Origin of the sequence: Paenibacillus pinistramenti (genome assembly GCF_005869875.1) — a bacterium.
Classification (GTDB): Bacteria; Bacillota; Bacilli; order Paenibacillales; family Paenibacillaceae; genus Fontibacillus; species Fontibacillus pinistramenti.
In genome coordinates this window covers 181,516-205,228 of the sequence record NZ_VAWG01000006.1, presented here as the reverse complement: position 1 = coordinate 205,228, position 23,713 = coordinate 181,516, and the positions used below count along the sequence as shown (strand labels likewise).

Genomic DNA, 23,713 nt, shown 5'->3' with positions numbered 1-23,713 from the left:
TTAAGCGACAAGTATGGCTGGGAAAGGAATGGCTCAAATGGATTGCAAACAGGCTGCCTCTTTGATGCATGAATATTTGGATAAGGATCTGCCTGAGGACCAGGCGCTTGATTTGAAGAGTCATTTGGATAGATGCGAGTCCTGCAGGACCCGGTTTAAGGAGCTGGAGCAGTCCGAGATGCTGCTCTTTGCTGCAGTAAAGCAATCACTGCCCTCAACATCAGATGATGTACTGGAACGGATTATGAGCAATCTGCCTAAACGCCGCAGACAGCAGGTTTGGATTACCTGGGTGAAGCGTCATCCGGCCATGACCGCAGCTGCTGTGTTCCTGCTTGTGATGCTCTTCAGTACATTATCGGTTTGGAAATCGGATGACCAGCTGGTTGTTAAAGGAGCCGATCTCGACAAGGTTCAAATTGAAGGGCATACCGTTATTGTTCCTGAAGGGACAGCCATAGCAGGCGATCTGACCGTCGAGAATGGCAATACGGAGATCTATGGGGAGGTCAAAGGCAATTTGACCGTAATTGATGGCTCGCTGTATGAAGCCTCTACCGCCAAGATTGCCGGTGATGCCAAAACGATTGATCAGGCACTGGACTGGATCTGGTACAGGATTACCAACACATTTACCGAAGTGGCCTCCCGTTAGCCCGTTAGCTGTCTATATGAAGAACTGCTGCAAGCCGGCGCCTCCTGTGAAGGAATAGGGCGCCCTTTTTTTGTAAGAAAAGGAAACCCCAAAGTTCGCGATAACAGAAAACCGAGGCTTAAAGCGGTTTCAGCAGGATATTTTACCCGCAAGCTTGCAACTGGAACCTTATCGTTATAACCTAGAGTTTAAGGGGAAAAGAATATAGAGAGCGCAGCATTGGTTTTACATAACCCGAAGAGGGATACCGGGGGCATGATGATGAATTATTTCCAGAACTTGACCTGGTCAGAATCCATTAAAGATCTGGTGGATGTGCTGGCTGTTACTTATATTATTTATTATTTGATCCTGCTGGTGCGCGGTACGCGGGCCATTCAGCTGCTCAAGGGAATTTTTGTGCTGGTCATCATTTGGGCGCTCAGCACCTGGTTTAATTTGTATACCTTAAAGTGGCTCATGAACCAGCTGTTTACTTTTGGGGTGCTGGCTGTGTTTATTATTTTCCAGCCTGAGCTTCGCCGCGGTCTTGAACAGCTGGGACGGGGCAAATTGTTTAGCCGGACTTCAGCCGATGAAGAAGAGTTCACACGGATGGTCTCTCATATCATTAAGGCTGTTAATTATTTATCCCGTCGCAAGATCGGGGCTCTGATCGTATTTGAACGGGAGACGGGACTGAATGAATATGTGGAATCGGGCATTCCCACGCAGTCTTTGATTTCGTCCGAGCTGCTGATCAACATTTTTATTCCGAATACGCCGCTGCATGATGGAGCCATTATTATTCAAGGGACAAGGATTACGGCTGCTGCCTGTTATCTGCCGCTTTCGGAGAATCCATTTATCAGCAAGGAGCTGGGTACCCGGCACCGTGCAGCGATCGGGATCAGTGAGGTAGGCGATGCGATGGCGATCGTGGTTTCGGAAGAAACGGGCCAGATCTCTCTGGCTTTGGACGGACAAGTCGTCCGCGACATCAATGAGGAATCGCTGATATCGAAGCTGTACGCGGAGCTGAGCCCGAAGGCCTCCGAGAACACCCGGAAAACCCCTTTCTGGAGGAGAATGGGGGGGAAGCAAGCATGAATAAATGGATTAATAATAACAATTTTGCGAAGATCATTGCCCTGTGCATCAGTTTGATTCTGTGGCTCATGGTGCATTTGGACAGTTCGGATTCTATAGCCGGTGTTAATGATTCAATCAGCACGCGTACCATTGATAACGTGAAGGTCCAGGTTTACAATTTTGATGAAAGTAAATACGTGATGTACGGCCTGGATCCGGAACGTGTAACGCTTGAGGTGAAGGGGAAGCTGACCAAGCTGACTTCGCTGTTTTCCGAGGATGATTACAAGGTTAAACTGGATCTGAGCAACGTAACCCCCGGCACGAAGACCATTCCGCTGAAATGCGAGCTTCCGAATGGGGTGGAGTGTGTATCGATTACGCCTTCATCAGCTCATATTACCATTGAAGCCAAGGCCTCCAAAGAGGTGCAGGCATCGGTAATTACGACCGGCGAGCCGGCGGAGGGGTATGAATTGGGAACTCCAGTGCTGAAGGACGACGGGAAAGTGACGGTCACTCTTCCTTCCAGCGAGATTGATGATTTAGCTAAGGTTCAGGGCGTGCTTAATGCAACGGGGATTAATAGTGATATTTCGGGAAAAAGTCTTAAATTAACCGCCTATGACAAAGCGGGGAACGCGATGGAGGATGCGGAAATATCGCCGTCTTCCATTGATGTCGATGTGCCTGTTATTAAGCTGTACAAAAGTGTGCCCGTAACGCTCAGGACAACCGGGAGTCTCCCTCCCGGATTCGCCCTTTCTTCCGTAAGCAGTGATACCGAGCAGGTCGTGGTATATGGTCCGCAGAGTGAGCTGGACGGCATAAGCTCTTTTCCGGTTACAGTGGATTTAGGCAATTTCACCGGGGATGAGGAGAGCAAATATACCGTAAGTCTGACACCGCCGGACGGATTTGAAAAAATAGAGCCTTCATCTATAGAAGTAACGATCAAGGCGACACCTTTTGAAAAAAAAACGCTGAATGACGTACCGGTCACGCTGGAGAATGTCGGCAGCAGCTATACGGCCAAACTTGTGAATCCCGCTTCCGGAACTCTCGATGTTACGGTAGAAGGCAGCACGGAGCGGATCGCCGCCCTGTCGTCAGATGATCTGTCTTTCAGTGCGGATTTGAGCGGATACAGCGAAGGAACCTATAATGTTAAGCTGGAACCCAAGCTTCCGCAATATATTACATTGCTTGATTCGGGCACAGACGGCACAGTCCAGGTGAAGATCACCGCCAAGGATACACCGGCTGCGGCTGAGCCCACGCCTTCAGCAGGGAGCAGCAGCCAGTCTGAGGCGCCCAGCACGGACGAGGTGAGTACACCCGCTGAAAGTGCAGGGGACAAAGGGAGTACAGAAGCCAGTGATGAGGCTGAAAGCAAGGAGCAGACAGATTCTGGTGCTTCGACAAATTCACCTTAACTTAAATAACGAAGATTCCCATACGATAATAATATGGTGATATGGAACGTAAGAAGAGGAGTGTAACGTTAACAATGGGGAAATATTTTGGTACAGATGGTGTCCGTGGGGTCGCCAATAAAGAATTGACTGCAGAGCTTGCTTACCGGATCGGCCGCTGCGGCGGTTATGTGCTTACAGGAGCCTCCACAGGGGCGGCTCATAAGCCTAAAGTCGTGATTGGCATGGATACGCGGATTTCCGGCGTCATGCTGGAATCGGCCCTGGTGGCGGGACTGCTGTCCATCGGCGCTGATGTGATTCGTCTTGGCGTACTCAGCACGCCTGCAGTCGCTTATTTGACCCGGGAGCTTGGCGCGGACGCCGGGGTTATGATCTCCGCTTCACATAATCCGGTTGAGGATAACGGAATTAAATTTTTCGGGAGCGACGGGTTTAAGCTGTCTGATGAAACAGAGCTGGAAATTGAAGAGCTGATCGACAAGGAAAATGATGAGCTGCCCCGCCCTGTCGGCGGCGACCTGGGTTCTGTGGAAGTCGATTATGATGCTAAATTGAAATACTTGGAGCTGCTTAAGTCTACGCTTACTTCAAAGTCCTTCCAAGGATTAAAAATCGTGCTCGACTGCGCGAACGGCGCCGCTTACGAGCTGGCTCCGCGCTTGTTCCGCGAGCTTGGGGCGGATGTGACCACGATTGCCGCTGAGCCAAACGGGCGGAATATCAACGACCACTGCGGCTCTACGCATCCGGAGAAGCTGAAGGCGGAGGTTGTGCGTTTGGGCGCAGATTTGGGCCTTGCGTTTGACGGCGATGCGGACCGTTTGATTGCGATTGACAGCACGGGGGCGGAAGTGGATGGTGACCACATTCTGGCTATTTGCGGCGATGCCATGAACCGTGAGGGAAAATTGGCTCAAAGCACGATTGTGACGACTGTGATGAGCAACATCGGCTTCTACAAGGCGGCGGAGCAGTTGAACCTGAATACGGTCAAGACGGCCGTAGGCGACCGCTATGTGATGGCGGAAATGCGCCGCGGCGGTTATAACCTGGGCGGGGAGCAGTCCGGGCATGTGATTTTTCTGGATTACAGCACAACGGGTGACGGGATCCTGACAGCGATTCAGCTTGTGGACACGATGATTAAATCCGGCAGGAAGCTGAGCGAGCTGAAGGCCTTGATGGTGCAGTATCCGCAGGTTCTCGTGAACGTTCGGGTGCAGGATAAGAGCAAATATGAAGGCAATCCGGGAATCGCAGCAGCGATTGCTGAGGTAGAAGGCAAGCTGGGGGACAACGGCCGCGTGCTTGTCCGTCCATCCGGTACGGAATCCTTGATCCGCGTCATGGCGGAGGGGCCTGACAAAGCCGAGCTTGAGAGCTTCGTTGCCCATATTGCCGGCGTTGTAGAGAGGGAATTAGTGTAAAAGGTATGGCCGCTGGTCGCACGGAACGGAGGCGATTCAGCGGTCTTTTTCATGCCCAATTGTCTGGAGTTTAAGGAGTTAGGTGTAAGAAAAGAGAGAAGAAACATTGCAAAATGACTTGCAGATGCATATAATTAACCATATTCTAAAACAGAAAGCGAGGGCCGTGAGGTTAATAAGCAGGATAAGCGCCAGAGCTTTCCGGCTTGCGCGGAAGGATGCACGTTGGCATGTTGAAGAACTGGGACGTGGCATTCCTATGGCAGCGGGAAGCTGACGAGGTAGAGGTGTTCGAAATTTCGGCGGGGACCTCTCGGTTAGGCATCAAACCGTGAATCAGGCAGCAAAACGGACGGGCGACCGTCCTGACAAACTGCCGGATGGGATGCAGCAATCTTAAACATTCTTAATTTTTTATATAAAAATTCATGAGTGCAAAAGAGACGCGGATTACAGCTGCGGAGAAGAACGGGATGCATTCAAGAATTCCTTGATAATTGAATACTTGACGATCGCTTCTAAGATCTTTACCGCAAATGTCTTCCACGGTTCATCTGGTTTGTCCAGACTGCGCTCAAACTTGAGATGACGAAACGGAGGATTTATTTATATGTGTGGTATTGTGGGATATATCGGAAATGGGGATACTCAGACGGTTTTGATTGAAGGTCTTAAGAAGCTGGAGTACCGGGGTTATGATTCCGCTGGTATTGCTATTTTTACACCAGAAGGTCTGAAAATCAGTAAATCGATCGGACGTTTGGCCAATCTGGAAGCGAAGCTGGAGGGCGCTCCTCTGGTGGGTTCCGCAGGGATTGGGCATACACGCTGGGCGACACACGGTAAACCGTCGGACGTGAACTCTCATCCGCATACCGACCATACCCAGAAATTTTCGGTTGTTCATAACGGAATTGTCGAGAACTATCTGGATCTGAAAGAAGAATTGATTGGGCAGGGATATACTTTTGTGTCCGAAACCGACACGGAGATTATTGTTAACCTGATCGCACGCGAATACAAAGGGGATATCGTCAAAGCGGTTCAGCAGGCTGTTACTTTTATGCGCGGTGCTTTTGCACTCGGCGTTCTGACTGAATACGAGCCTAACAAGCTGGTTGCTGTGCGCCAAGCCAGTCCGCTTGTTATCGGCGTTGGGGACGGCGAGAACTTTATCGGCTCCGACATCCCTGCGATCCTGAACTATACGCGTAAAGTGTACATTTTGAATGACGGTGAAATGGCTGTCCTGACTGAAGATTCTGTCGAACTGATGACCATTGAGGGGAATTTTATTTCTCGGGAAATGACGAATGTCGAATGGGATGAAGTGACAGCGGAAAAAGGCGGCTACGACCATTTCATGCTGAAAGAAATTCACGAACAGCCAAAAGCTTATCGCGACACGATGCGCGGACGCATGGATGCTTCCGGCCGTAAGGTGGTCCTGCCTGGGCTTAACCTGACCGATGAGCAGATTAAAAATATTACGAACATTCACATCGTAGCTTGTGGAACGGCTTATCATGCCGGCCTCGTAGGCGGCTCAGTGATTGAACAGCTTGTCCGTATTCCGGTTGCCTTTGACGTAGCTTCCGAATACCGTTACCGCTCGCCGCTGATCACGCCGCAAACGCTGGTTATCGTGGTCAGCCAGTCCGGTGAAACAGCCGATACGCTTGCTGCGCTTCGCGAAGCGCATGACAATGGCGCTCATGTGATTGCTGTAACGAATGTAGTGGGCAGTTCGATCGCCCGTGACGCTGATGATGTGATTGCAACTCTGGCTGGTCCGGAGATCGCGGTTGCTTCGACAAAAGCTTACTCGTCTCAGCTGATCGCGTTCTATCTGTTTGCCCTGTACCTGGCACAAGTGCGCGGTACGCAAACCGAAGCTGAAGTGGCGCACACGCTTGCTGCCATGCAGGCTTTGCCTGAGCAGGTAGAGAAAATGCTGGAGAACACGGATGCAATCAAGACTTATGCAGAGGAAATTGCGAAGCATGAACATCTGTTCTTCATCGGCCGCGGTATGGACTATGCCGTTGTGCAGGAAGGCTCGCTTAAGCTGAAAGAGATTTCCTACATTCACTCCGAGGCTTATGCGGCTGGCGAACTGAAGCACGGTACGCTGGCTTTGATTGAAGAAGGCATTCCGGTCATCGCCCTGCTTACGCAGGAGCATGTCATGGAGAAAACGGTCAGCAACATTAAAGAAGTGAAAGCCCGCGGCGGCGCCGTAATGGCCATCACTTATGATGAGCATGTTCCGAGCCTTCTTAAATCCGTTGACCAGGCGCTGTCCATTCCGAAGACACTGCCAATCTTGTCCGCAGCCTTGGCGGTAGTGCCGCTGCAAGTGCTGGCGTACTACGCTTCCCTGGCCCGTGGTTTGGATGTCGATAAACCGCGTAATCTGGCGAAGAGTGTGACGGTGGAGTAGGCGGGGGATAGGGTGTTTCCCTTTTTCATATGATAAAAGTCGTGACCAGTAAAAAGACTGAAACCGACTAAGATGAGTCGAGCAGTTCTAGGATTATTCCTAAATCAAGAGTCGTGGGTAAACACCTACGACTCTTTTTTGTTTTTAACTTAGTACCGAACTTGCTTTTATTTTCTTGCTTTTATTTTTAGAACGATCTACCGCTTATTCATTCTCCAATCCCGGGAGCGGTGGCCATATTGAGCCTTCCATGTTAAACATATCAATCGCTTTTGGCGGAATATGGAGGTCAGCAAGATTATGTTCTATGGCGGTATGGATTTCCTGGGCTCGGTTTTCTCTGATTTTTCTAGTGAAATCGGGTTCTATAAGAGCTGCTCTGGCTAGGGCCACCATATCTCCATGATTGAGTGCGTCTAGTGCATCGTCTGCAGTAAAGATATTTGAAACAATGATAACCGGACATCTTCCAGCGGCTTGTTCTTTAACCAGTTTCCCAAAGGATTTCTCCGACCCTTCAGGAGCGGCATCGTATCCGGCTGCGAGGGAGACATGGATATAGTCGACTTTTTCAGAAATAATTTTGTCGATTAACTGGAGAGATTCGTCAATTCTGTAGCCTACATTTTCTCCATGAATTTCCTCAGGCGATATCCGGTAGCCGACAATGGCGCCCTCTTTCCCGCTTTCCTTAACAGCACGCTGTACTTCTTGTAAGACTGCTAACGGAAAGGCCATTCGTTTCTCAAGGGTTCCGCCCCATTGATCCGTTCGGCGGTTGGAATAGGCAGAGAAGAATTGCTGCAGAAGATAATGATTGGCTCCGTGTATTTCCACTCCATCAAAACCGGCTTCGATTGCTCTTCTTGCTGCCCTGCCAAAATCCCCAATTGTCGTTTGAATTTCTTCCTCTGTGATTTCTTCTGGAACATGTTTTAAGAACGGGAATTCAATCGCACTTGGAGCCACAATTCGTCCGAGTCTCTCATAAACCGCTTCACGGCCAGCATGGAAAAGCTGTAAAATCGCTTTGTTCCCGCTTTTCTTTGCGGCTTGCGCTAATTTCTTCAGGCCTATAACGTCTTCATCCCTGGATACTGAAATTTGCCCCTCAAGCACAAAGGCTGATTCATTTATATAAGCTGCACCTGTAATAATAAGCCCTGCCACATCGGATCTTCTGTCAAAATAAGCCAAGTCTGTTTCAGACACAGATCCGTCCTCATTCGCTCCCATGACTAACATGGGTGCCATTGCTGTGCGGCTTGGAATTGTAGTTCCATTAGGTAAAGGTATGGGTTGTAATAAAGCATCATACTTAGAACTCAAAAGAATAACCCCTTTGCAAATGTGTTGGTTTATTACCTGAGTAATTTAACCAATGGTGTGAAAAGTAATGTTGGTGAGTGCTGGGAAAATTAGGGGGAACTCACTACGGGGAACATCCGTATCCGATCTTGGCTGGACTGGCTGGACTGGAGGGATTGGCTGGGTTGGCTGGGTTGGCTGGGTTGGCTGGACTGGCTGAATTCCGGGGGCGATCTGCACGTCGGCTGCTGCGTTTTGCTTCCAAAATGTGTTAGTATGGATTGGAGTGTACTAAATAATGAAGGGTGAGTTGCCGATCATGAAACAATTGATTCTCGGGGATGCCAAGCAGGAGCTGGCCGGTACACGGCGTATACTGGAGCGTCTGCCAAATGAGCAGATGATGTGGAAGCCGCATGGAAAATCGATGACGCTGGGCGGGTTAACGACGCACTTGATCAATTTGGTGAACTGGCAGGTCGCTATTTTTCTTCATTCTGAACTTGACCTTTCAGCCGTTCCGCAGCGGAGAGAAGCACTGGGAACCCGCGAAGAGGTGCTGGAGGAGTTTGACGCTAACGTCGCGAAGCTGGAGAAGCTGTTAGACGAGTGCGAGGAGGACAAGCTTGCGGAGGAATGGACACTGCGAAGCGGCGACCATATCATTCTGCGTCAACCGCGTGCCATGGCGTTTCGGACCTTTGGATTAAGCCACATGATCCACCACCGTGCTCAGCTTGGGGTTTATCTCCGGCTGCTCGACATTCCACTCCCGGGTCTGTATGGTCCTTCGGCTGATGAGCAGGGCAAATAAACGGACAAGGAGAACGGGACATGAATATTGACCTTTCTGGAAAAACAGCCCTTATCACGGGAGCGGCGGGAGAGCTCGGCCGAGTCATTGCCCGTACGCTTGCCGAATGCGGCGCGGATATCGCGTTGCATTACCACAGCAGTGAAGCCAAAGCAGCTGAACTCAAGAGCGAGATCGAGGCGCTTGGAAGACGCGCCGTGACTGTCAAAGCTGACGTGACAAAGCAGGATTCCATCGAGGCGATGAAGCAGGCCGCTGAGGCGGCGCTGGGTCAGGTGGATATTGTCGTGGCGAATGCGGTTGTGCAGTACAAATGGACTTCTGTGCTGGAGCAGCCGGCTGAGGACTATGCAAGCCAATTCGAGTCCTGCGTGATGCAGAGCGTATATCTGGCGAAGGCCTTCATTCCGGCGATGATCGAGAAGAAGGGCGGCCGGTTCATCGGCATCAATACGGAGTGTTCGATGCAGAATTTTCCGACACAATCCGCTTATGTTGCGGGCAAAAGAGGCATGGACGGCGTCTACCGGGTGCTGGCGAAGGAAGTCGGCGAGCATCAGATTACGGTCAACCAGGTCGCTCCGGGCTGGACAATCAGCGAACGCGAGCGCACGAACGGCTTGGACGAAAGCGGCGATTATATCAAGCAGGTGCCGCTCAAGAGACGGGGAACGGATCAGGAGATCGCGAATGCGGTTGCTTTTCTGGCTTCCGATCTGGCCAGCTTCATCACAGGAGCTTATATTCCGGTGAGCGGCGGTAACGTCATGCCGGCGATTTGAGCAGGGACGGCTTCTAACCTTCTATTGCGCAGTATTTGACCGGGTAGGAACGATGGATGAGAAACCCAAAAAAACAGGAAAATGAGGAGGCATCCTTCATCATGGAAGCAAATCATTCGGTAAAAGTAACCGTTCAGGCCGTCGTTGAAGCCCCTGTAGAAAAGGTTTGGAGCTGCTGGACGGAGCCGGAGCATATCACGAAGTGGAATCAGGCTTCCCAGGATTGGCATGTGCCAAGGGCGGAGAATGACCTGCGGTCCGGCGGCAGATTTGTGACCCGGATGGAAGCGAAGGATGGCAGCATGGGGTTTGATTTTGCCGGGGTATATGATGAAGTGAAGCCGCATGAGCAGATTGCCTATTCCCTGGAAGACGGGAGGAAAGTCCAGATTACGTTCGCGGATCAAGGCGGCCAAACCGTGGTCGTTGAAACGTTTGACGCCGAAAGCACGAATCCGGTGGAGTTTCAGCAGGCGGGCTGGCAGTCCATTCTGGACAATTTCAAGAATTACACGGAGAAATTCAACTACACCGAATAATTCTAAGCCTATTCTCTGGCGCCCGGCAGGGCGCTTTTTATTTTTCCTATTTAGCCAATTCTATTTAGCCAATTCTATTTAGCCATGTACTGTTTAGCCATTTACGATTTAACAACATCGCCATAGACGCATCAGCCCGCAGAAGCTACACTAGGGGGAAAGACAGCGAAAATAAACAGAGCAGGAGCTTATAACGTGACCTTAACCGATCGAATTCCCTCTTGGAAAAAACTCAGCCTTTTTGCCGTAACCTGGCCGATCTTTGTTGACTCCGTGCTGCGAATGCTGCTGGGCACAGTCGATGTATTTATGTTAAGCCGGATCTCGGATACGGCGACAGGGGCCGTAGGCCTGGCCAACGAAATTATTTACTTCTGCATTCTCATGTTCGGCTTTGTCGGCATAGGCACCAGTGTCGCAGTTTCCCAATATATCGGCGCCGGGCGGGAGAAGGAGGCAAGCCGGATTTCGGCGCTGGCGATTTCGATGAACTTGATCTTCGGGATTCTCGTCAGTGTTGTACTCGTTAGTTTTGGAGAATCTCTCCTGCGGCTGCTCAACTTGAATCCTGAGCAAATTGGCATTGCCAGCCGTTATTTAAAAATCATCGGCGGATTCATTTGGGTGGAGGCGCTTTCTTATGCCGTTTCGTCGGTCATCCGTTCGAGCGGCCACACCAAGAGCGTTATGTTTGTAACACTTGGGGTCAATCTGATCCATGTGACAGGCAATTACCTGCTCATTTTTGGCCATATGGGCTTCCCGGAGTGGGGCGTTAAGGGAGCGGCCGTATCAACGGTCGTCAGCCGTCTGCTTGGCATCGTCGTTCTTCTTATCCTGCTGTACCGCCGGATTCCTGCCCCGATTCGCCGGAAGGATTACGTGACCTGGAACGGTTCGTACATCAAACAGATTCTGGGCATCGGCCTGCCTGCGGCGGGGGAGCATCTCTCCTGGCAGTCGCAGTATCTCATGATCATCAGCTTTGTGAACATGATTGGCATTACCGCGCTGAATACGCATGTTTATGTGATGAACATATCGAACTATTTTATGGCGCTGGCGATGTCCATTGGGGCGGGCACGGAAATTATCGTCGGACAAATGGTCGGTGCGGGAGAGATGAAGGAGGCCTACCGGAGACTGATCAAAAGTGTAAAGGTCAGCTTCGGGTTAACCTTAGCGATCGTGGGTGCGGCAGCGATCTTCCGGCATGAGCTGATCGGCATGTTTACCGATGATCCGGACATTATTGCCGCCGGAGCGGGTATTTTTCTGCTGTCCATCGTACTGGAGCCCGGCCGGACCTTCAATACGGTTATTATCAACTCGCTGCGTGCCGCGGGGGATGCGCGTTTTCCCGTCTTGATGGGCGTGCTCTCCATGTGGGGCGTCTCGGTGCCGCTGGCTTATACGCTGGGCGTTCATTTCGGGATCGGGCTGCTAGGCATATGGATCGCTTTTGCGGTGGATGAATGGCTGCGCGGGCTGATCATGCTGCTCCGCTGGAGAAGCCGGGCCTGGGAGAAGAAGGCGCTTGTGAAGCCCGTTTCCGTTCCGGAAAGCGGCGCGGGGGCGCAGGCGCAGGCTTAAAGGATAACTTAACTAGATCTAAATACGTGCAAAAAGCCACTTCCTTCGAGGAGTGGCTTTTGTTGTCTTGCTGATCGGGCATTGCCTTTGGAAAATGGGGCCGGGTTATTTTTCTAATGAGCCAAACTCTCCAAATCCGGCTGCAATCTGTTCCGCAGACCATACAGCATGACGGCCCCGACAAGGAAAGCGACAGCGTCCGCAATGACGAGCGACCAGACTACCCCGTGGAAGCCGTTCAGGGAATTAGCGATAAACAGGACAGGAATCAGCGTAATGCCTTGAATAATGGACATGACGAACGCGGCGGTTCCCTGCGCTGTGGCCTGGAAGATCCCTGTAAACAAGGTGGTCATGCCTGTAATGAACAAGGACAGGAACGTCACACGCAGAATGTAGCTGCCCATTTCAATCAACTGCGGGTCATTTGTGAACAGGCCGATCAAGTGGCCGGAGATCAGGTAGACGAGGATGCCGAACACGGCGGCTAAGGCCACAATCGTCTTGATGGTGAAGCCAACCGTATGCTTCATGCGCAGTTTATTAGCAGTGTAGGAGAACGCAATGAGCGGCACGACGCCCTCGCACAATCCCATCAGAATAAACTCGGGAAACTGCAGCAGACGGGAGGAAATTCCGTAAGCGGCCACGGCCTGATCGCCATACTGGGTAAGAAAGTGATTCAAGATAAGCGACATTGCCCCCAGAAAAATACTCATTATAAAGACCGGAACTCCGATCTTGAATACATTGCCCAGAATGTCTTTGGTAGCCTTGAACCATCTGATGGAGACCGTCAGGAATTGGCTCTTGGTCCCCATATGGAAGGCATAGTAGGCACTCGCAGCCAGGTTGGAAATGACCGTAGCAGAGGCAACGCCGGTCACGCCCCAGTGAAACTCAAAGATGACTAACGCATCCAGCAAAATATTGACCACAACACTGAGCATCATGCCGATCATGGACGTGATGGCTGCGCCCTCTGCGCGCACGATATTTTCCAGTGTGAAGAAGAGGACGACAAACGGCGACCCAATCAGCATAACCGTGACATAGTCCTTCGTGAATGCAAAAGAGTCAGTCGTTGCCCCCAGGCCGTGAACGATGGGATTGATGAGCGGCAGGCCGGCGGCGATGACGAGAAGACCGAGAACCAGACTGCTGTAAAAGGCGAAGGCGGAGACATGCTTGGCGTCCTCGAATTTCTTCTCGCCCAGCAGACGGGAGATAAAGGTGCCGCTGCCCATGCCAATCAGGTTGCCCAGCGCCATGATAATGGCGAATAACGGCAAGGTCAGTGCAAGAGCGGTTAACATGGCCGTATTGTGGAGGGTGCCGAGGAAATAGGCATTCAAGATGGAATAGATGACGCTCATTGACGTGCCTAACATCATCGGAACGGCGAAGTGGGCTACGGCTTTGGCGATCGGTGTTTTTTCAAAGTAATGGAGGTTTTCTGCATCCATGGGAATCCCTGCTTTCTGTGAAATATAGCTGTAAAATGCTGTGGTCTCAATCTAACAGTGTTAGTTTGAACCTTACAGTGTTAGATGATATCATGAACCTAAGAACCTGTAAAGCATAAACTTACACTGTTAGATAAAAGGACGGATAATCATATGAAGAAGCAGCAGCCTCAAATTTCGGAGGAGAAGATTCTGGAGGCCTCCTGGGAGCTATTGGGAGAGGATGGCATTGAAAAATTCAGCTTGCGGCGCTTGGCCGACCGGCTTGGAATTCAGGCCCCTTCCCTGTACTGGTATTTCAAGAGTAAGCAGAAGCTCTATCAGCGCCTGGCCAACCAGGTATCCAAAATCATCCTGGAGGAGTTTCACTCCGAGGGGGATTGGAAGGAGCAGCTGACTGGGCTGGCGGCAGCCATACGGAGCGTGCTCAGCCGGTATCCCTGCTCCACGCAGCTCATGATGATGACGCTGCCCCACGAGCCGGACATTATCCGGTTCACCAACAAGATGCTGCTCTGCGTGGAAGACACGCCGCTGGCGCAGGAGCAGAAGATGCAGGTGGTCACTACGCTGATGAATTATGTTTTTAACTTTGTGCTGGACCATTATCAGCATGAGCGCAACGTCTCCGCGATTCTGAAAGAGCAGGCGGAGCTTCCGGGCGACGAAATGATTCGCCTGCTGGACTCTATGAGCGAGGAGGAAGCGGGGCTGTTCCGGAGAATGTTTGATAGCGGGCTGTTCGAGCTGATGGGAACCGACAGGGCGTTCGAGTTCGGCTTGAAGCTGATCCTGCTCGGGATCGAGCAGGTGATTCAGGAGCAGGGGCAGCAGGAGGAGCAGAAGAGGTAGACATGGATTTTAGCAGCTGCACAAATTTCATTCATGGGTGGTGTGCTTCTCAATGAAAACAATCCAAACGATGTACGAGCACTTGAATTGGGCCAATCAGCGCATTCTGGAAACCCTGCAAAGCATGGAAGAGCAGAATCAGGAGCTGAACCGTTTGTTCCTCCACATCCTGTTTGCAGAACAAGTATGGATAACCCGGTTACGTGGGCTGGACAGCACCCATCTGCCGATCTGGCCAGAGACCGGTGCAGATACCGATGCAGATGCCGATGCCGATGCAGATGTCGAAATCGAAGCCTGCGCAGAGCTTGTTAGGCAAAATAAGGAGAGTACAGCAAGCTTTCTTGCTGAGCTGTCCAATGCTGACCTGGATAAACGAATAGCCTACACAAACAGTAAAGGACAAGAGTTTGAGAACTCGGTACGGGACATTTTAACGCATGCCGCCCTGCATGGTCATTATCATCGGGGACAGATCAACCTGCGGCTGCGGGCAGCTGGCTATGAACCGGCGAATATCGACTTTATTACATTTGTGAGGTAATGGAATGCTGAACCGGCATTTTCACGAACAATCTTTCACGAAAAATCTTACAAAAAAAACGCCGACCGGTAAGGTCAGGCGTTTTTTTCGTACGGCATGCCTCGAGCAAGCCGTTACCCGGCTTACATCGTGCTGGTATCAATTACAAATCTGTACTTCACGTCGGAAGCCAGTACCCGCTTGTAAGCTTCGTCAATCTGGTCGGCGGAGATCACTTCGATCTTAGGCACGATATTGTACTTGGCACAGAAATCCAGCATTTCCTGGGTTTCGCGGATGCCGCCGATCATGGAGCCGGCGAAGGAGCGGCGGTGCCCGATGAGGGACATCACATTCAGGGACAATGGTTCCCCAGGCGCGCCGACGTTCACCAGCGTTCCGTCCAGAGTGAGCAGGGAGAAGTAAGCATCCAGATCAAGAGCAGCACTTACGGTGTTGATGATCAAGTCAAATTTTCCGGCGAGCTCCTTGAAGGTGTCCGGGTCGCTTGTAGCATGGTAGTGGTCTGCGCCCAATTGCAGGCCGTCGTCCTTTTTCTTCAGGGATTGGGACAGTACAGTGACCTCTGCTCCCATGGCATGCGCAATTTGAACTGCCATATGGCCGAGGCCGCCCATGCCTACTACGGCTACCTTTTTACCAGGACCGGCTCCCCAGTGGTTCAGCGGCGAATAAGTCGTAATCCCTGCGCACAGCAGGGGAGCTGCTGCGTCAAGCTCGATGTTATCCGGAATGCGGACAACAAAATTTTCCGTTACGACAATGTGAGTGGAATAACCGCCCTGAGTAGGTTCGCCGTATTTGTCAACGCCAGCGTAAGTAGGGACATTGCCTTTCAGGCAGTACTGCTCCTCTCCCTTGCGGCAGTTCTCGCATTCGCCGCAGGAATCCACCATACAGCCGACGCCTACCCGGTCACCGACCTTGTACTTCGTAACCTCAGGTCCCACTGCCGTAACAATGCCTGCAATCTCGTGCCCCGGAACGAGCGGATAATTGACAGGACCCCACTCGCCATGAGCGGTATGAATATCGGAATGGCAGATGCCGGCAAATTTAATTTCAATCAGTACATCCCGGGAATCCAGGTCCCGGCGCTTGATTTCGGCAGAGCGGAACGGCTTGTCCGGTCCGTCAACAGCACGTGCTTTAGCAGTTATCATGAATAATACCTCCTGGAATCTAATGTTTAATAGAGAAGAAGCAGTACAGGATAAGTACGGGTTCCTCTTGCATCAACCATTGTAGTCCTTACAGTTAACTCTAAGTCAAGCTGCTGAAAAAGATTACTTTCACGGCCGGCTTTCACGGCCCGCCTTTATTACCCGCTTTCGTAGCCCGCTTTGACACTTACCACCGAACATGATATTGTCCTATATATCTTAGAGTTAGCTCTAAGTCTATTTTAGAGGATACAGGAAGATCGGAGTGACAACGACAAAGTGACAACCTACTCAATCAGCGAAGCAGCCCAAATATTAAATCTTACGTCTTATACCTTGCGTTATTACGACAAGGAGGGCTTGATCCCTTATGTTGAACGAACTCCCAGCGGCAAGAGACTGTTCAAAGAGTCGGATATCGAAGCGCTGAGGGTCATTGAATGCCTGAAGTCCACCGGGATGCCGATCAAGGAGATTAAAAGCTTTATTGACTGGTGCTCCGAAGGAGATTCCACCCTGCAGCAAAGGCATGACATGTTCATGGAACGGAAGGCCTCTGTAGAAGCGCAGATGGAGGAACTGAGAAGAACGATGGAGCTTATCGAGCATAAATGCCTGTACTACAAGACAGCACTTGAGTCGGGAACGGAAGAGATTCATAAGCAGAACAAAATAGCGGATGCCTTTACTCCGTAAGCCGCCGGGGAGCCAGACACAGCTGGTTTGAACTGCCGTTAAGCCTGTTATGGGTGTTCGGTTTCCGTCCGGTACTGCTTAGGGGAAATTCCCTTTATCTTCTTAAAAATTTTTGAGAACAGCAGCGGGTCATTATATCCTACCGAACGGGAGATGTCCCCGATCGAAAGCTCCGCGTTGCCCATCATTTCACAGGCCTTGCCGATCCTGAAGCGGACCAGGTAATCCTGCAGGCTGATGTTCATCTGCTGTTTGAACAGCGAGCACAAATAACTCCGGTTCAGCCCGATAAAACGGGCGAGATCCTCGATCGTAATCTTCTGCGCAAAATTGAGCTCGATGAAATCCCTGGCTTGCTCCACGTAAATTTCGGCCCGGCTTTCCTTGTGGAGTGAGGGGGCTGCCGGGCTGTGTTCCACCAAGTCGGATAACATCAAATGTAGCAGTCCGGTTAACCTGGTTTCCCGGGCTTTTTGGTATTCCTTCGACTCCATCATCAACTGCAGGTATCCGGAAATCTGGTCGTCCCGCTTATAGTGAAGAATGGGAGAGGCCATCGACAGCCCGGCCTGCTTGAGAAGCATCTCGGCAAGAGGTCCGTTAAAGCCAACCCAGCCGTAAACCCAGGGATTGACCTTGTCCGCCTGATAATAGGTGACGGCGTCCGGGCAGATGAGAAAGCCCTGTCCTTTGCCCAGTCGGTATTGATGGCCTCCCGCCTCGAAAATGCCTTCCCCGTCCAAAATATAATGGAGCAGATAATGGTTCCTTACAGCCGGTCCATAAGAATGTCCGGGCGCACATTCCTCGGTGCCGAATTGGGTCAGGTACAGCTCGGAATGCTGTTTATTTCGCGCCAAATACTCAATCATACCTAAATCCCCTTAGTCAAAATTTCTAGCATTATAACATAAAGAGTCAGCACCATGCCATGTACGCCATATCTTGAATTGAGTTATTATTTCTCTATGAATAGATGGTTTCCAGTCTGAAGCTATCAAGCTTTAAGACATGTCGATTTTGTACATAAAGATTGAGCATGCGAGAGAAGGGAGAACTTTTTCAATGGGCATTATTGTGAACGAGCAAAACGGGCTGTTTCATCTGCAGTCCTCTGAGATGAGTTATTTGATTCAAATTGTGAACGGTTATCCGGTGCATGTCTATTGGGGCGCCAGACTGAAGCACAGGGAATCTATGAATGACCTGCTGATTCATAGTCCGGAAGGGGCCGGGCTGGACCGGCTGCCGCAGGAGTATCCGCAGTATGGAAGCGGCGATTTCCGGAATCCGGCCTACCAGGCAGAGCTTGAGGACGGAACCCGGATTACGGAGCTCAAATACGAGGGCTTCCGGATTACCAAGGGGAAACCGGCGCTAAGCGGGCTTCCGGCTGTATATACCGAGGAGGAGAACGAGGCGGAGACGCTGGAGCTGGAACTGAAGGACGCCTATTCCGGGCTCAAGGTGGTCCTGCTGTATACCATTTTCGCTGACCGGAATGTAGTCGTTCGTTCAGCCCGGCTGAGCAACGAAGGGGAGCAGAAGCTGCGGCTCCGCCGTGCGCTGAGCGCCAGTGTTGATTTTACGGGGAGGAGCGATTTGGAGCTTCTGTATCTTTCAGGTGCCTGGTCCAGGGAGGGGAATATCACCCGCAGGCCGCTCCTCCAGGGCGAAACCCGGATCGACAGCAAGAGGGGCATGAGCAGTCACCAGTTCAATCCCTTCGCCGCGCTGGTCACCAAGGAAACGACGGAGAATCATGGAGAGGCCTTCGGCTTCAGCCTGGTCTACAGCGGCAATTTTGAAGCGGGTGCCGAGGTGGACGCCTTCGGCTCTGCCCGGGTGAGCATCGGCCTGAACGCTTTTGATTTTGCCTGGCAGCTGGACCGGGGAGAGAGCTTCCAAACGCCTGAGGCTGTCATGGTCTACTCCGGTGAGGGGCTGGGCGGCATGTCACGCACGTACCACCGGCTGTACCGGACCCGGCTGTGCCGGGGGCAGTACCGGGATGAAGAGCGGCCGATTCTGGTCAATAACTGGGAAGCCACTTACTTTAACTTCAATGCGGATAAGCTTGTATCCATTGCGGAAGAAGGAGCCAAGCTCGGTATTGAGCTGTTTGTGCTGGATGACGGCTGGTTCGGCAAACGCGATTCTGATAATTCGTCGCTGGGGGACTGGGTTGAGGACCGCCGCAAGCTGCCGGACGGGCTTAAGGATGTCGCGGAGCGTGTCAACAAGCTGGGGCTTAAGTTCGGGCTCTGGTTTGAGCCGGAGATGATCTCGCCGGACAGCGAGCTGTACCGGAAGCATCCGGACTGGTGTCTGCATGTTCCCGGACGGAGACGCTCGGAGCTCAGATGGCAGCTGGTGCTGGATTACACCCGCAAGGAGGTCCGCGATTATATTTATGACTCGCTGGCAGCGATATTCTCTACAGTACCGGTCGCTTATGTAAAATGGGACATGAACCGCTGTCTGACCGAAATCGGTTCCGCAGCCCTGCCGCCGGAGCGCCAGGCCGAAACGGCACACCGCTACGTGCTTGGACTGTATGAGCTGCTTGAGCGTATCACGGCAGATTTTCCACATATCCTGTTCGAAAGCTGCTCAAGCGGCGGGGGACGGTTTGACCCCGGAATGCTCTACTATATGCCGCAGACCTGGACGAGTGATGATACCGATGCGGTGGAGCGCTTGAAGATTCAGTACGGCACCAGCCTGGTGTATCCGGTCAGCGCCATCGGGGCGCACGTCTCTGCGGTTCCGAACCATCAGGTTGGGCGGATTACGCCTCTGGAATTCCGGGGAGATGTCGCCATGTCCGGCAACTTTGGCTATGAGCTGGACCTTACGAAGTTTACGGATGAGGAGAAGGAGATCGTCAAACGCCAGGTTCAGACCTACAAGCAGATCCGCGGCTTGGTGCAGAAGGGCGACCTGTACCGCCTGAAGAGCCCGTTTGAGGGCAATGAGTCCGCGTGGATGTTTATATCCGAGGACAAAGAGGAGGTGCTGGTCTACTACTTCCAGGTGATGGCCGTGCCGCATCCTCCGCTGCGCTCCCTGCGCCTTGCCGGGCTTGATCCGGAGCTCGAATACGAGGTGGAATCCGGGGAAGGCGGCGGGAAGTCAGTGCTTGGCGGAGACCGGCTGATGCAGCTGGGCCTGCCGCTGAACCTTAAACAGAAGGATTACGAAAGCGGCTGGTTCCGGCTTAAGGCGGTAAAGTCCTGAAAAGAATAGAGAATGAACATTCATCCATGATAAAAATGCCCCTTTTGTGACAAAAGGGGCATTTGGCATTGCGAGATAGTGCAGGGTGCCTGATACAATGCTGAAATGGAATGGATCAGGTTCCTTTTACTTGTACTACTTGTACTACTTGTATTACTTGTAATACGAAGTAGTCAGCGGAACAAACCAGCTGCCGTTCTCCTCAATTCTCACAACCGAAACATACAGGTTCTTGGAGCCGGCGATATTAACCTCGACCGTCTTTAACCCGTCGCTGACAGGCAGCGGGACCTTCTTGAGGACGACGTCCGTATCTGTGTCTTTGATGGTAACCTCGCTGATGTCGGCGCCAATGGCAGCCATTTGCAGCTCCAGCTTCTGATATTTGCCTTCTGGTTCCAGGATAAAACCGGCTGAACGTGTGGATGCATAGTTATTGAAGAAGACGTCCTTGTAATCTTTGCCCTGGTAGACGGTGACCTGAGGATCCTGAGTGTGCCAGTCACTGGAAAATCCTTTGGCGATGGATACGCCCTCCAGCTTCTCGCCAAGAAATACGGTGTTGGTCTGCGGCTCGTAGGAAACAGCCGTCTTCAGAATCGTGGAGACCGCCTTGATCGGGAGATAGGTCGTACCGTTGTATGTAATCGGAAGCTGGACCTGGCCCTGATCATTCAGGAGCTGAACGGGGTTGCCGTTGTACTTGATTTGAATGTTTCCGTTCAAATAAGCCTTGATTTCTGTCAGGTTAGAGCCGGCATAGACGCCGGTTCCCAGACAGGCGGCCATTCCTAATCCGATTGCTGCCGCTGCGGTAAGCTTCTTCATCTCTTCTCCTCCTTGGATGGCTGCCTGAAGACTGCCATATTCATGTGCAGTTTACCAGCCCGGGGAGAGGAAAGGTGTCGAATCTTGAGACAGAATAACTTAAATTTGATAGAAATTCTTATTTTGGGAAAAAGGCCCCAGCCAAAGGACACGGCGTATTTTTCCGGAGTGAATTTAGGCGGAGTCCTTTAGGCTCAGTAAGCGGCGGTTCGCCCAAATTAATCCAAGCAAAGAGCGGCACCCATACCAAAGCAAAGAGAGGCATTCCATGTCAAAGCAAAGAGCGGCACCCATGCGCGGGGCCGCTCTTTTTTTCAAGGGAGTGGAGTGACTGGTGTGCGGCTGGTTTACACGACGCCTTCGGCGTCGGCAATCGGAACGGATACAGCGGAATCCTTCCGCTTGATCCGCGTGGCTGCGTAGTACAGGGAGCCGAGGATGAGCCAGCTGAATCCCAGCACGAGCGAATCGACATCCAGCAGGGTAACCAGGTACAGGATGAAGAGCGCGCCGATCAGCGGACAAACCAGGCGCACAAGCAGATCTTTGGGAGCGCGCTGCTTCCCGCGGATGATGTAGTGGAAGATAACGGCGATGTTCACGAACAGAAAAGCGGTCAGAGCGCCAAAGCTGACAAACTTGATGGCGGTATCCAGGCTCATGAACAAGGCAGCGAGTGAGATGATGCTTACAAGGACGATGTTAAATACCGGTGTGCGGAATTTGGGATGGATGGAACCGAAGGTTTTTGCGGGCAGAATAGAGCTCCGGCCCATTACGAACAGGAGGCGGGATACGGTGGTCATGGAGGACATGCCCTGGGACAGGACAGCGAAGATCACCACAAACGTGTAAATCGAGGCGAGCCCGCTTCCGCCAATGGTCTGCATGAGCTCAAAACCCGCAGAATCGGCATTGCTGAAGGTGAAAGAAGGATACATTTGCTGAATGAGGTAGGCGGTCACAAAATACAGCACTCCGGCGATGAGGACAATGGCCATAATGGCCCGGGGGATCGTCTTCTTTGGCTCTTTGGTTTCCTCAGCCATAGTGGTCACGGAATCAAACCCGAGGAAGGAGAAGCAGACGAGCGAAGCGCCGGCAAGAATAGTGGAGAAGGATACGCCATGCGAAGCAGGCAGCGGGTTGAACCCTGCGGTTAAGCCATTTTCCATTGCTTTGTACACGATCATCCCGCAGAAGCCGGCAATAAACAGCACCTGCATGATGACAAACACCTTGTTCAAGTTGGCCGACGATTTAATGCCGATAATGTTCACAACCATGATCACTAACGTTAGAGCCAGAATCCAGACAAAGGAAGGCACGGACGGAAACTGCGCATTCAGGTTAATCCCGAACATGAGAACCGCCACAATACAGGAGAACAGATAGTCAAGCAGAATGGCCCAGCCGACCAGAAATCCGGTAAAAGGATTCATGGACTTGGTCACATACGTATAAGCGGAGCCCGATACCGGAAAAGCCTTGGCCATCTGGCCGTAGCTGGCTGCCGTAAATACAATAGCGATAAAGGCCAGCACATACGCAGCGAGCATCATCCCTCCCGAACCCTCCGAAAGTACGCCAAAGCTGGTGAAGAAGATCATTGGCGACATCCAGGCGAGCCCCATCGTTACGACGTGTGAAATCGAAAGATTGCGCTTTAAAGTAACGGGTTTTGACATCACTTGTTCCCCCTTATTTTGATCCTGAGAGGCAGGACCGGATTTGTTCGTGTCATATGATCTAACATTGTTGCAGTAAAGCGGCAAAAAAACAAGTACTAATTTTCAGAAAATATAAGATCGAATGTTCGTCTTTGCTGAAAAATGCGCTTAAATTCGTATAATTTTCCATGAAAAATAATTTTTATTAGGTTCTACACACTTTTTAATTGTACGGATTCAGGCCTTTGTGTTAGCATACATTACATGAAAGGCCGAAACTGAATAACAATGTTTTCTAGGGTTCCGGGCTGCTTCAGGCGGCCGGCTGGTCCGAGAGAAGACGCATCGGCCCTGAGGCCGGTGTACACGGCGGGATAAAAGCCCGGGAGAATGATTCAAAAGGTATCCTTTTGACGTTCTCCCGGGCTTTTATATTTTTATATACGGGGAGGCACTACCATGACAGCACCTTTCACCATTACCATTCCAGCGGGCGGCAAATGGTCCGCGCATGTAAGCAGAGGCAAGCAGATTCAGATAACCGCAGCCGGGGAACGGGCCAATCTGGCCTGCCTGCTCTACAGCTCGCCGTTTCCTTCAGAGCGTTACAACATGCCGGATACCCTTAAAGCGCAGCACACCGCGATGTTAACCGCAGGCCATGTGCTGATGAGCGACCAGGGGCGGGTGCTGGCCTCCATTACCGGAGATACGGCGGGCTGGCATGACCCTCTTTCAGGCTATACCACCAGACAGGGTACGGATGAGAAATACGGGCTGACGCATTATCAGACGGAGAGAAACGGGTGGTACCGGAGCGGGGAAGAGAATCTCACGGTAGAGCTGTTCCGCCATAACCTGACGGCCAGGGATTTGATTCCGCCCGTGAATTTGTTCTCCAAGGTGGTGTGTGAGCTGGACGGAACCCTGCGGTATGAGGAACAGCCCGCCGCTGAACGGACGGTTACGCTGCGGACGGAGATGGATCTGCTGGTTATCTTCTCTAATACACCGAATCCGCTTGACCCGTCGGATCAGTATCCGGAGGCTCCGGTTCATATCACGATAACCGATGCGGCGCCTTTGCTGGAGGACGATCTTTGTGTGAATCACTGCGGCGAGAACCGGCGCGCATTTGAAAATACCTGGAACGCGAACGCGCTCCTGAAAGGGGCTTACTGAG

General features: G+C 51.7%; 20 protein-coding genes and 1 riboswitch. Of the genes, 14 read left to right on the top strand and 6 right to left on the bottom strand.

Features of this window, described 5'->3' with window-relative positions; all coding sequences use genetic code 11:
- Nucleotides 1-37 precede the first annotated feature (37 nt).
- The 5 genes from FCN15_RS10165 to glmS all read left to right on the top strand — a co-directional run bounded on the left by FCN15_RS10165 (nt 38) and on the right by glmS (nt 7,035).
- Entirely contained in the window at nt 38-655 is a 618-nt protein-coding gene (locus tag FCN15_RS10165; protein WP_138494895.1) for a zf-HC2 domain-containing protein, read from the top strand.
- Nucleotides 656-913: 258 nt separating this feature from the next.
- Entirely contained in the window at nt 914-1,744 is an 831-nt protein-coding gene (gene cdaA, locus FCN15_RS10160; protein ID WP_138494917.1) for a diadenylate cyclase CdaA, read from the top strand.
- Nucleotides 1,741-3,162 carry a CdaR family protein gene (locus FCN15_RS10155; protein WP_138494894.1) on the top strand — a complete coding sequence of 474 codons (1,422 nt, stop codon included), beginning with the start codon at nt 1,741-1,743 and terminating at the stop codon, nt 3,160-3,162. The genes cdaA and FCN15_RS10155 overlap by 4 nt, the downstream gene beginning before the upstream one ends.
- A gap of 74 nt (nt 3,163-3,236) precedes the next feature.
- Entirely contained in the window at nt 3,237-4,592 is a 1,356-nt protein-coding gene (gene glmM, locus FCN15_RS10150; RefSeq protein ID WP_138494893.1) for a phosphoglucosamine mutase, read from the top strand.
- A gap of 610 nt (nt 4,593-5,202) precedes the next feature.
- Nucleotides 5,203-7,035, top strand: a complete 1,833-nt coding sequence (gene glmS, locus FCN15_RS10145; protein WP_138494892.1) for a glutamine--fructose-6-phosphate transaminase (isomerizing) — start codon at nt 5,203-5,205, stop codon at nt 7,033-7,035.
- Nucleotides 7,036-7,239: 204 nt separating this feature from the next.
- Here glmS and FCN15_RS10140 read toward each other — a convergent pair whose 3' ends face one another.
- Nucleotides 7,240-8,364: an NADH-dependent flavin oxidoreductase gene (locus FCN15_RS10140; protein WP_162515339.1), complete on the bottom strand. Its 1,125-nt coding sequence runs from the start codon at nt 8,362-8,364 to the stop codon at nt 7,240-7,242.
- A 295-nt stretch (nt 8,365-8,659) separates the two neighbouring features.
- Between FCN15_RS10140 and FCN15_RS10130 the strand changes: the two genes are divergently transcribed.
- The 4 genes from FCN15_RS10130 (at nt 8,660) to FCN15_RS10115 (ending at nt 12,071) form a co-directional block, all read left to right on the top strand.
- A complete protein-coding gene (locus FCN15_RS10130) occupies nt 8,660-9,157 on the top strand; it encodes a DinB family protein (protein WP_138494916.1) in 498 nt (165 codons plus the stop codon).
- Nucleotides 9,158-9,177: 20 nt separating this feature from the next.
- Complete coding sequence (locus FCN15_RS10125; RefSeq protein WP_138494890.1) at nt 9,178-9,939, top strand: SDR family NAD(P)-dependent oxidoreductase; 762 nt, start codon at nt 9,178-9,180, stop codon at nt 9,937-9,939.
- Between the two features lie 101 nt (nt 9,940-10,040).
- Nucleotides 10,041-10,478 carry an SRPBCC family protein gene (locus FCN15_RS10120; RefSeq protein ID WP_138494889.1) on the top strand — a complete coding sequence of 146 codons (438 nt, stop codon included), beginning with the start codon at nt 10,041-10,043 and terminating at the stop codon, nt 10,476-10,478.
- 195 nt (nt 10,479-10,673) lie between these two features.
- On the top strand, nt 10,674-12,071 hold the full coding sequence (locus FCN15_RS10115; RefSeq protein ID WP_138494888.1) for an MATE family efflux transporter: 1,398 nt from the start codon (nt 10,674-10,676) through the stop codon (nt 12,069-12,071).
- A gap of 113 nt (nt 12,072-12,184) precedes the next feature.
- Here the strand turns inward: FCN15_RS10115 and FCN15_RS10110 are convergent, their stop codons facing one another.
- Entirely contained in the window at nt 12,185-13,537 is a 1,353-nt protein-coding gene (locus FCN15_RS10110) for an MATE family efflux transporter (RefSeq protein ID WP_138494887.1), read from the bottom strand.
- Nucleotides 13,538-13,690: 153 nt separating this feature from the next.
- Between FCN15_RS10110 and FCN15_RS10105 the strand changes: the two genes are divergently transcribed.
- Nucleotides 13,691-14,389: a TetR/AcrR family transcriptional regulator gene (locus tag FCN15_RS10105; RefSeq protein ID WP_138494886.1), complete on the top strand. Its 699-nt coding sequence runs from the start codon at nt 13,691-13,693 to the stop codon at nt 14,387-14,389.
- Between the two features lie 52 nt (nt 14,390-14,441).
- Nucleotides 14,442-14,933 (top strand): DinB family protein, encoded by a 492-nt coding sequence (locus FCN15_RS10100; RefSeq protein ID WP_138494885.1) that lies wholly within the window; start codon nt 14,442-14,444, stop codon nt 14,931-14,933.
- Between the two features lie 122 nt (nt 14,934-15,055).
- On the opposite strand, the gene FCN15_RS10095 is transcribed toward FCN15_RS10100, so the two are convergent.
- Nucleotides 15,056-16,096 carry an NAD(P)-dependent alcohol dehydrogenase gene (locus FCN15_RS10095; RefSeq protein ID WP_138494884.1) on the bottom strand — a complete coding sequence of 347 codons (1,041 nt, stop codon included), beginning with the start codon at nt 16,094-16,096 and terminating at the stop codon, nt 15,056-15,058.
- Between the two features lie 279 nt (nt 16,097-16,375).
- Here FCN15_RS10095 and FCN15_RS10090 point away from each other — a divergent pair, with 279 nt between their 5' ends.
- Complete coding sequence (locus FCN15_RS10090) at nt 16,376-16,792, top strand: MerR family transcriptional regulator (protein WP_138494883.1); 417 nt, start codon at nt 16,376-16,378, stop codon at nt 16,790-16,792.
- A 47-nt stretch (nt 16,793-16,839) separates the two neighbouring features.
- Here FCN15_RS10090 and FCN15_RS10085 read toward each other — a convergent pair whose 3' ends face one another.
- Nucleotides 16,840-17,664, bottom strand: a complete 825-nt coding sequence (locus tag FCN15_RS10085; protein ID WP_138494882.1) for an AraC family transcriptional regulator — start codon at nt 17,662-17,664, stop codon at nt 16,840-16,842.
- A gap of 193 nt (nt 17,665-17,857) precedes the next feature.
- Here FCN15_RS10085 and FCN15_RS10080 point away from each other — a divergent pair, with 193 nt between their 5' ends.
- Nucleotides 17,858-20,032, top strand: a complete 2,175-nt coding sequence (locus FCN15_RS10080; protein ID WP_138494881.1) for an alpha-galactosidase — start codon at nt 17,858-17,860, stop codon at nt 20,030-20,032.
- 153 nt (nt 20,033-20,185) lie between these two features.
- Here FCN15_RS10080 and FCN15_RS10075 read toward each other — a convergent pair whose 3' ends face one another.
- The gene (locus FCN15_RS10075; RefSeq protein WP_138494880.1) at nt 20,186-20,860 is read right to left on the bottom strand and encodes a hypothetical protein; all 675 of its coding nucleotides are present in this window, start codon (nt 20,858-20,860) and stop codon (nt 20,186-20,188) included.
- 347 nt (nt 20,861-21,207) lie between these two features.
- Nucleotides 21,208-22,548, bottom strand: a complete 1,341-nt coding sequence (locus FCN15_RS10070) for an APC family permease (RefSeq protein ID WP_138494879.1) — start codon at nt 22,546-22,548, stop codon at nt 21,208-21,210.
- A 266-nt stretch (nt 22,549-22,814) separates the two neighbouring features.
- Nucleotides 22,815-22,921, top strand: a riboswitch (guanidine-I (ykkC/yxkD leader).
- 68 nt (nt 22,922-22,989) lie between these two features.
- Here FCN15_RS10070 and FCN15_RS10065 point away from each other — a divergent pair.
- Entirely contained in the window at nt 22,990-23,712 is a 723-nt protein-coding gene (locus tag FCN15_RS10065) for an urea amidolyase associated protein UAAP1 (protein WP_138494878.1), read from the top strand.
- Nucleotide 23,713: the final 1 nt, after the last annotated feature.

Coding starts and splice junctions, on each gene's coding strand:
- FCN15_RS10065 (WP_138494878.1), top strand. CDS start 22,990: ATGACAGCACCTTTCACCATTACCATTCCAGCGGGCGGCAAATGGTCC.
- FCN15_RS10155 (WP_138494894.1), top strand. CDS start 1,741: ATGAATAAATGGATTAATAATAACAATTTTGCGAAGATCATTGCCCTG.
- FCN15_RS10080 (WP_138494881.1), top strand. CDS start 17,858: ATGGGCATTATTGTGAACGAGCAAAACGGGCTGTTTCATCTGCAGTCC.
- FCN15_RS10070 (WP_138494879.1), bottom strand. CDS start 22,548: ATGTCAAAACCCGTTACTTTAAAGCGCAATCTTTCGATTTCACACGTC.
- FCN15_RS10110 (WP_138494887.1), bottom strand. CDS start 13,537: ATGGATGCAGAAAACCTCCATTACTTTGAAAAAACACCGATCGCCAAA.
- FCN15_RS10125 (WP_138494890.1), top strand. CDS start 9,178: ATGAATATTGACCTTTCTGGAAAAACAGCCCTTATCACGGGAGCGGCG.
- glmS (WP_138494892.1), top strand. CDS start 5,203: ATGTGTGGTATTGTGGGATATATCGGAAATGGGGATACTCAGACGGTT.
- FCN15_RS10095 (WP_138494884.1), bottom strand. CDS start 16,096: ATGATAACTGCTAAAGCACGTGCTGTTGACGGACCGGACAAGCCGTTC.
- cdaA (WP_138494917.1), top strand. CDS start 914: ATGATGAATTATTTCCAGAACTTGACCTGGTCAGAATCCATTAAAGAT.
- FCN15_RS10105 (WP_138494886.1), top strand. CDS start 13,691: ATGAAGAAGCAGCAGCCTCAAATTTCGGAGGAGAAGATTCTGGAGGCC.
- FCN15_RS10100 (WP_138494885.1), top strand. CDS start 14,442: ATGAAAACAATCCAAACGATGTACGAGCACTTGAATTGGGCCAATCAG.
- FCN15_RS10085 (WP_138494882.1), bottom strand. CDS start 17,664: ATGATTGAGTATTTGGCGCGAAATAAACAGCATTCCGAGCTGTACCTG.
- FCN15_RS10075 (WP_138494880.1), bottom strand. CDS start 20,860: ATGAAGAAGCTTACCGCAGCGGCAGCAATCGGATTAGGAATGGCCGCC.
- FCN15_RS10165 (WP_138494895.1), top strand. CDS start 38: ATGGATTGCAAACAGGCTGCCTCTTTGATGCATGAATATTTGGATAAG.
- FCN15_RS10120 (WP_138494889.1), top strand. CDS start 10,041: ATGGAAGCAAATCATTCGGTAAAAGTAACCGTTCAGGCCGTCGTTGAA.
- glmM (WP_138494893.1), top strand. CDS start 3,237: ATGGGGAAATATTTTGGTACAGATGGTGTCCGTGGGGTCGCCAATAAA.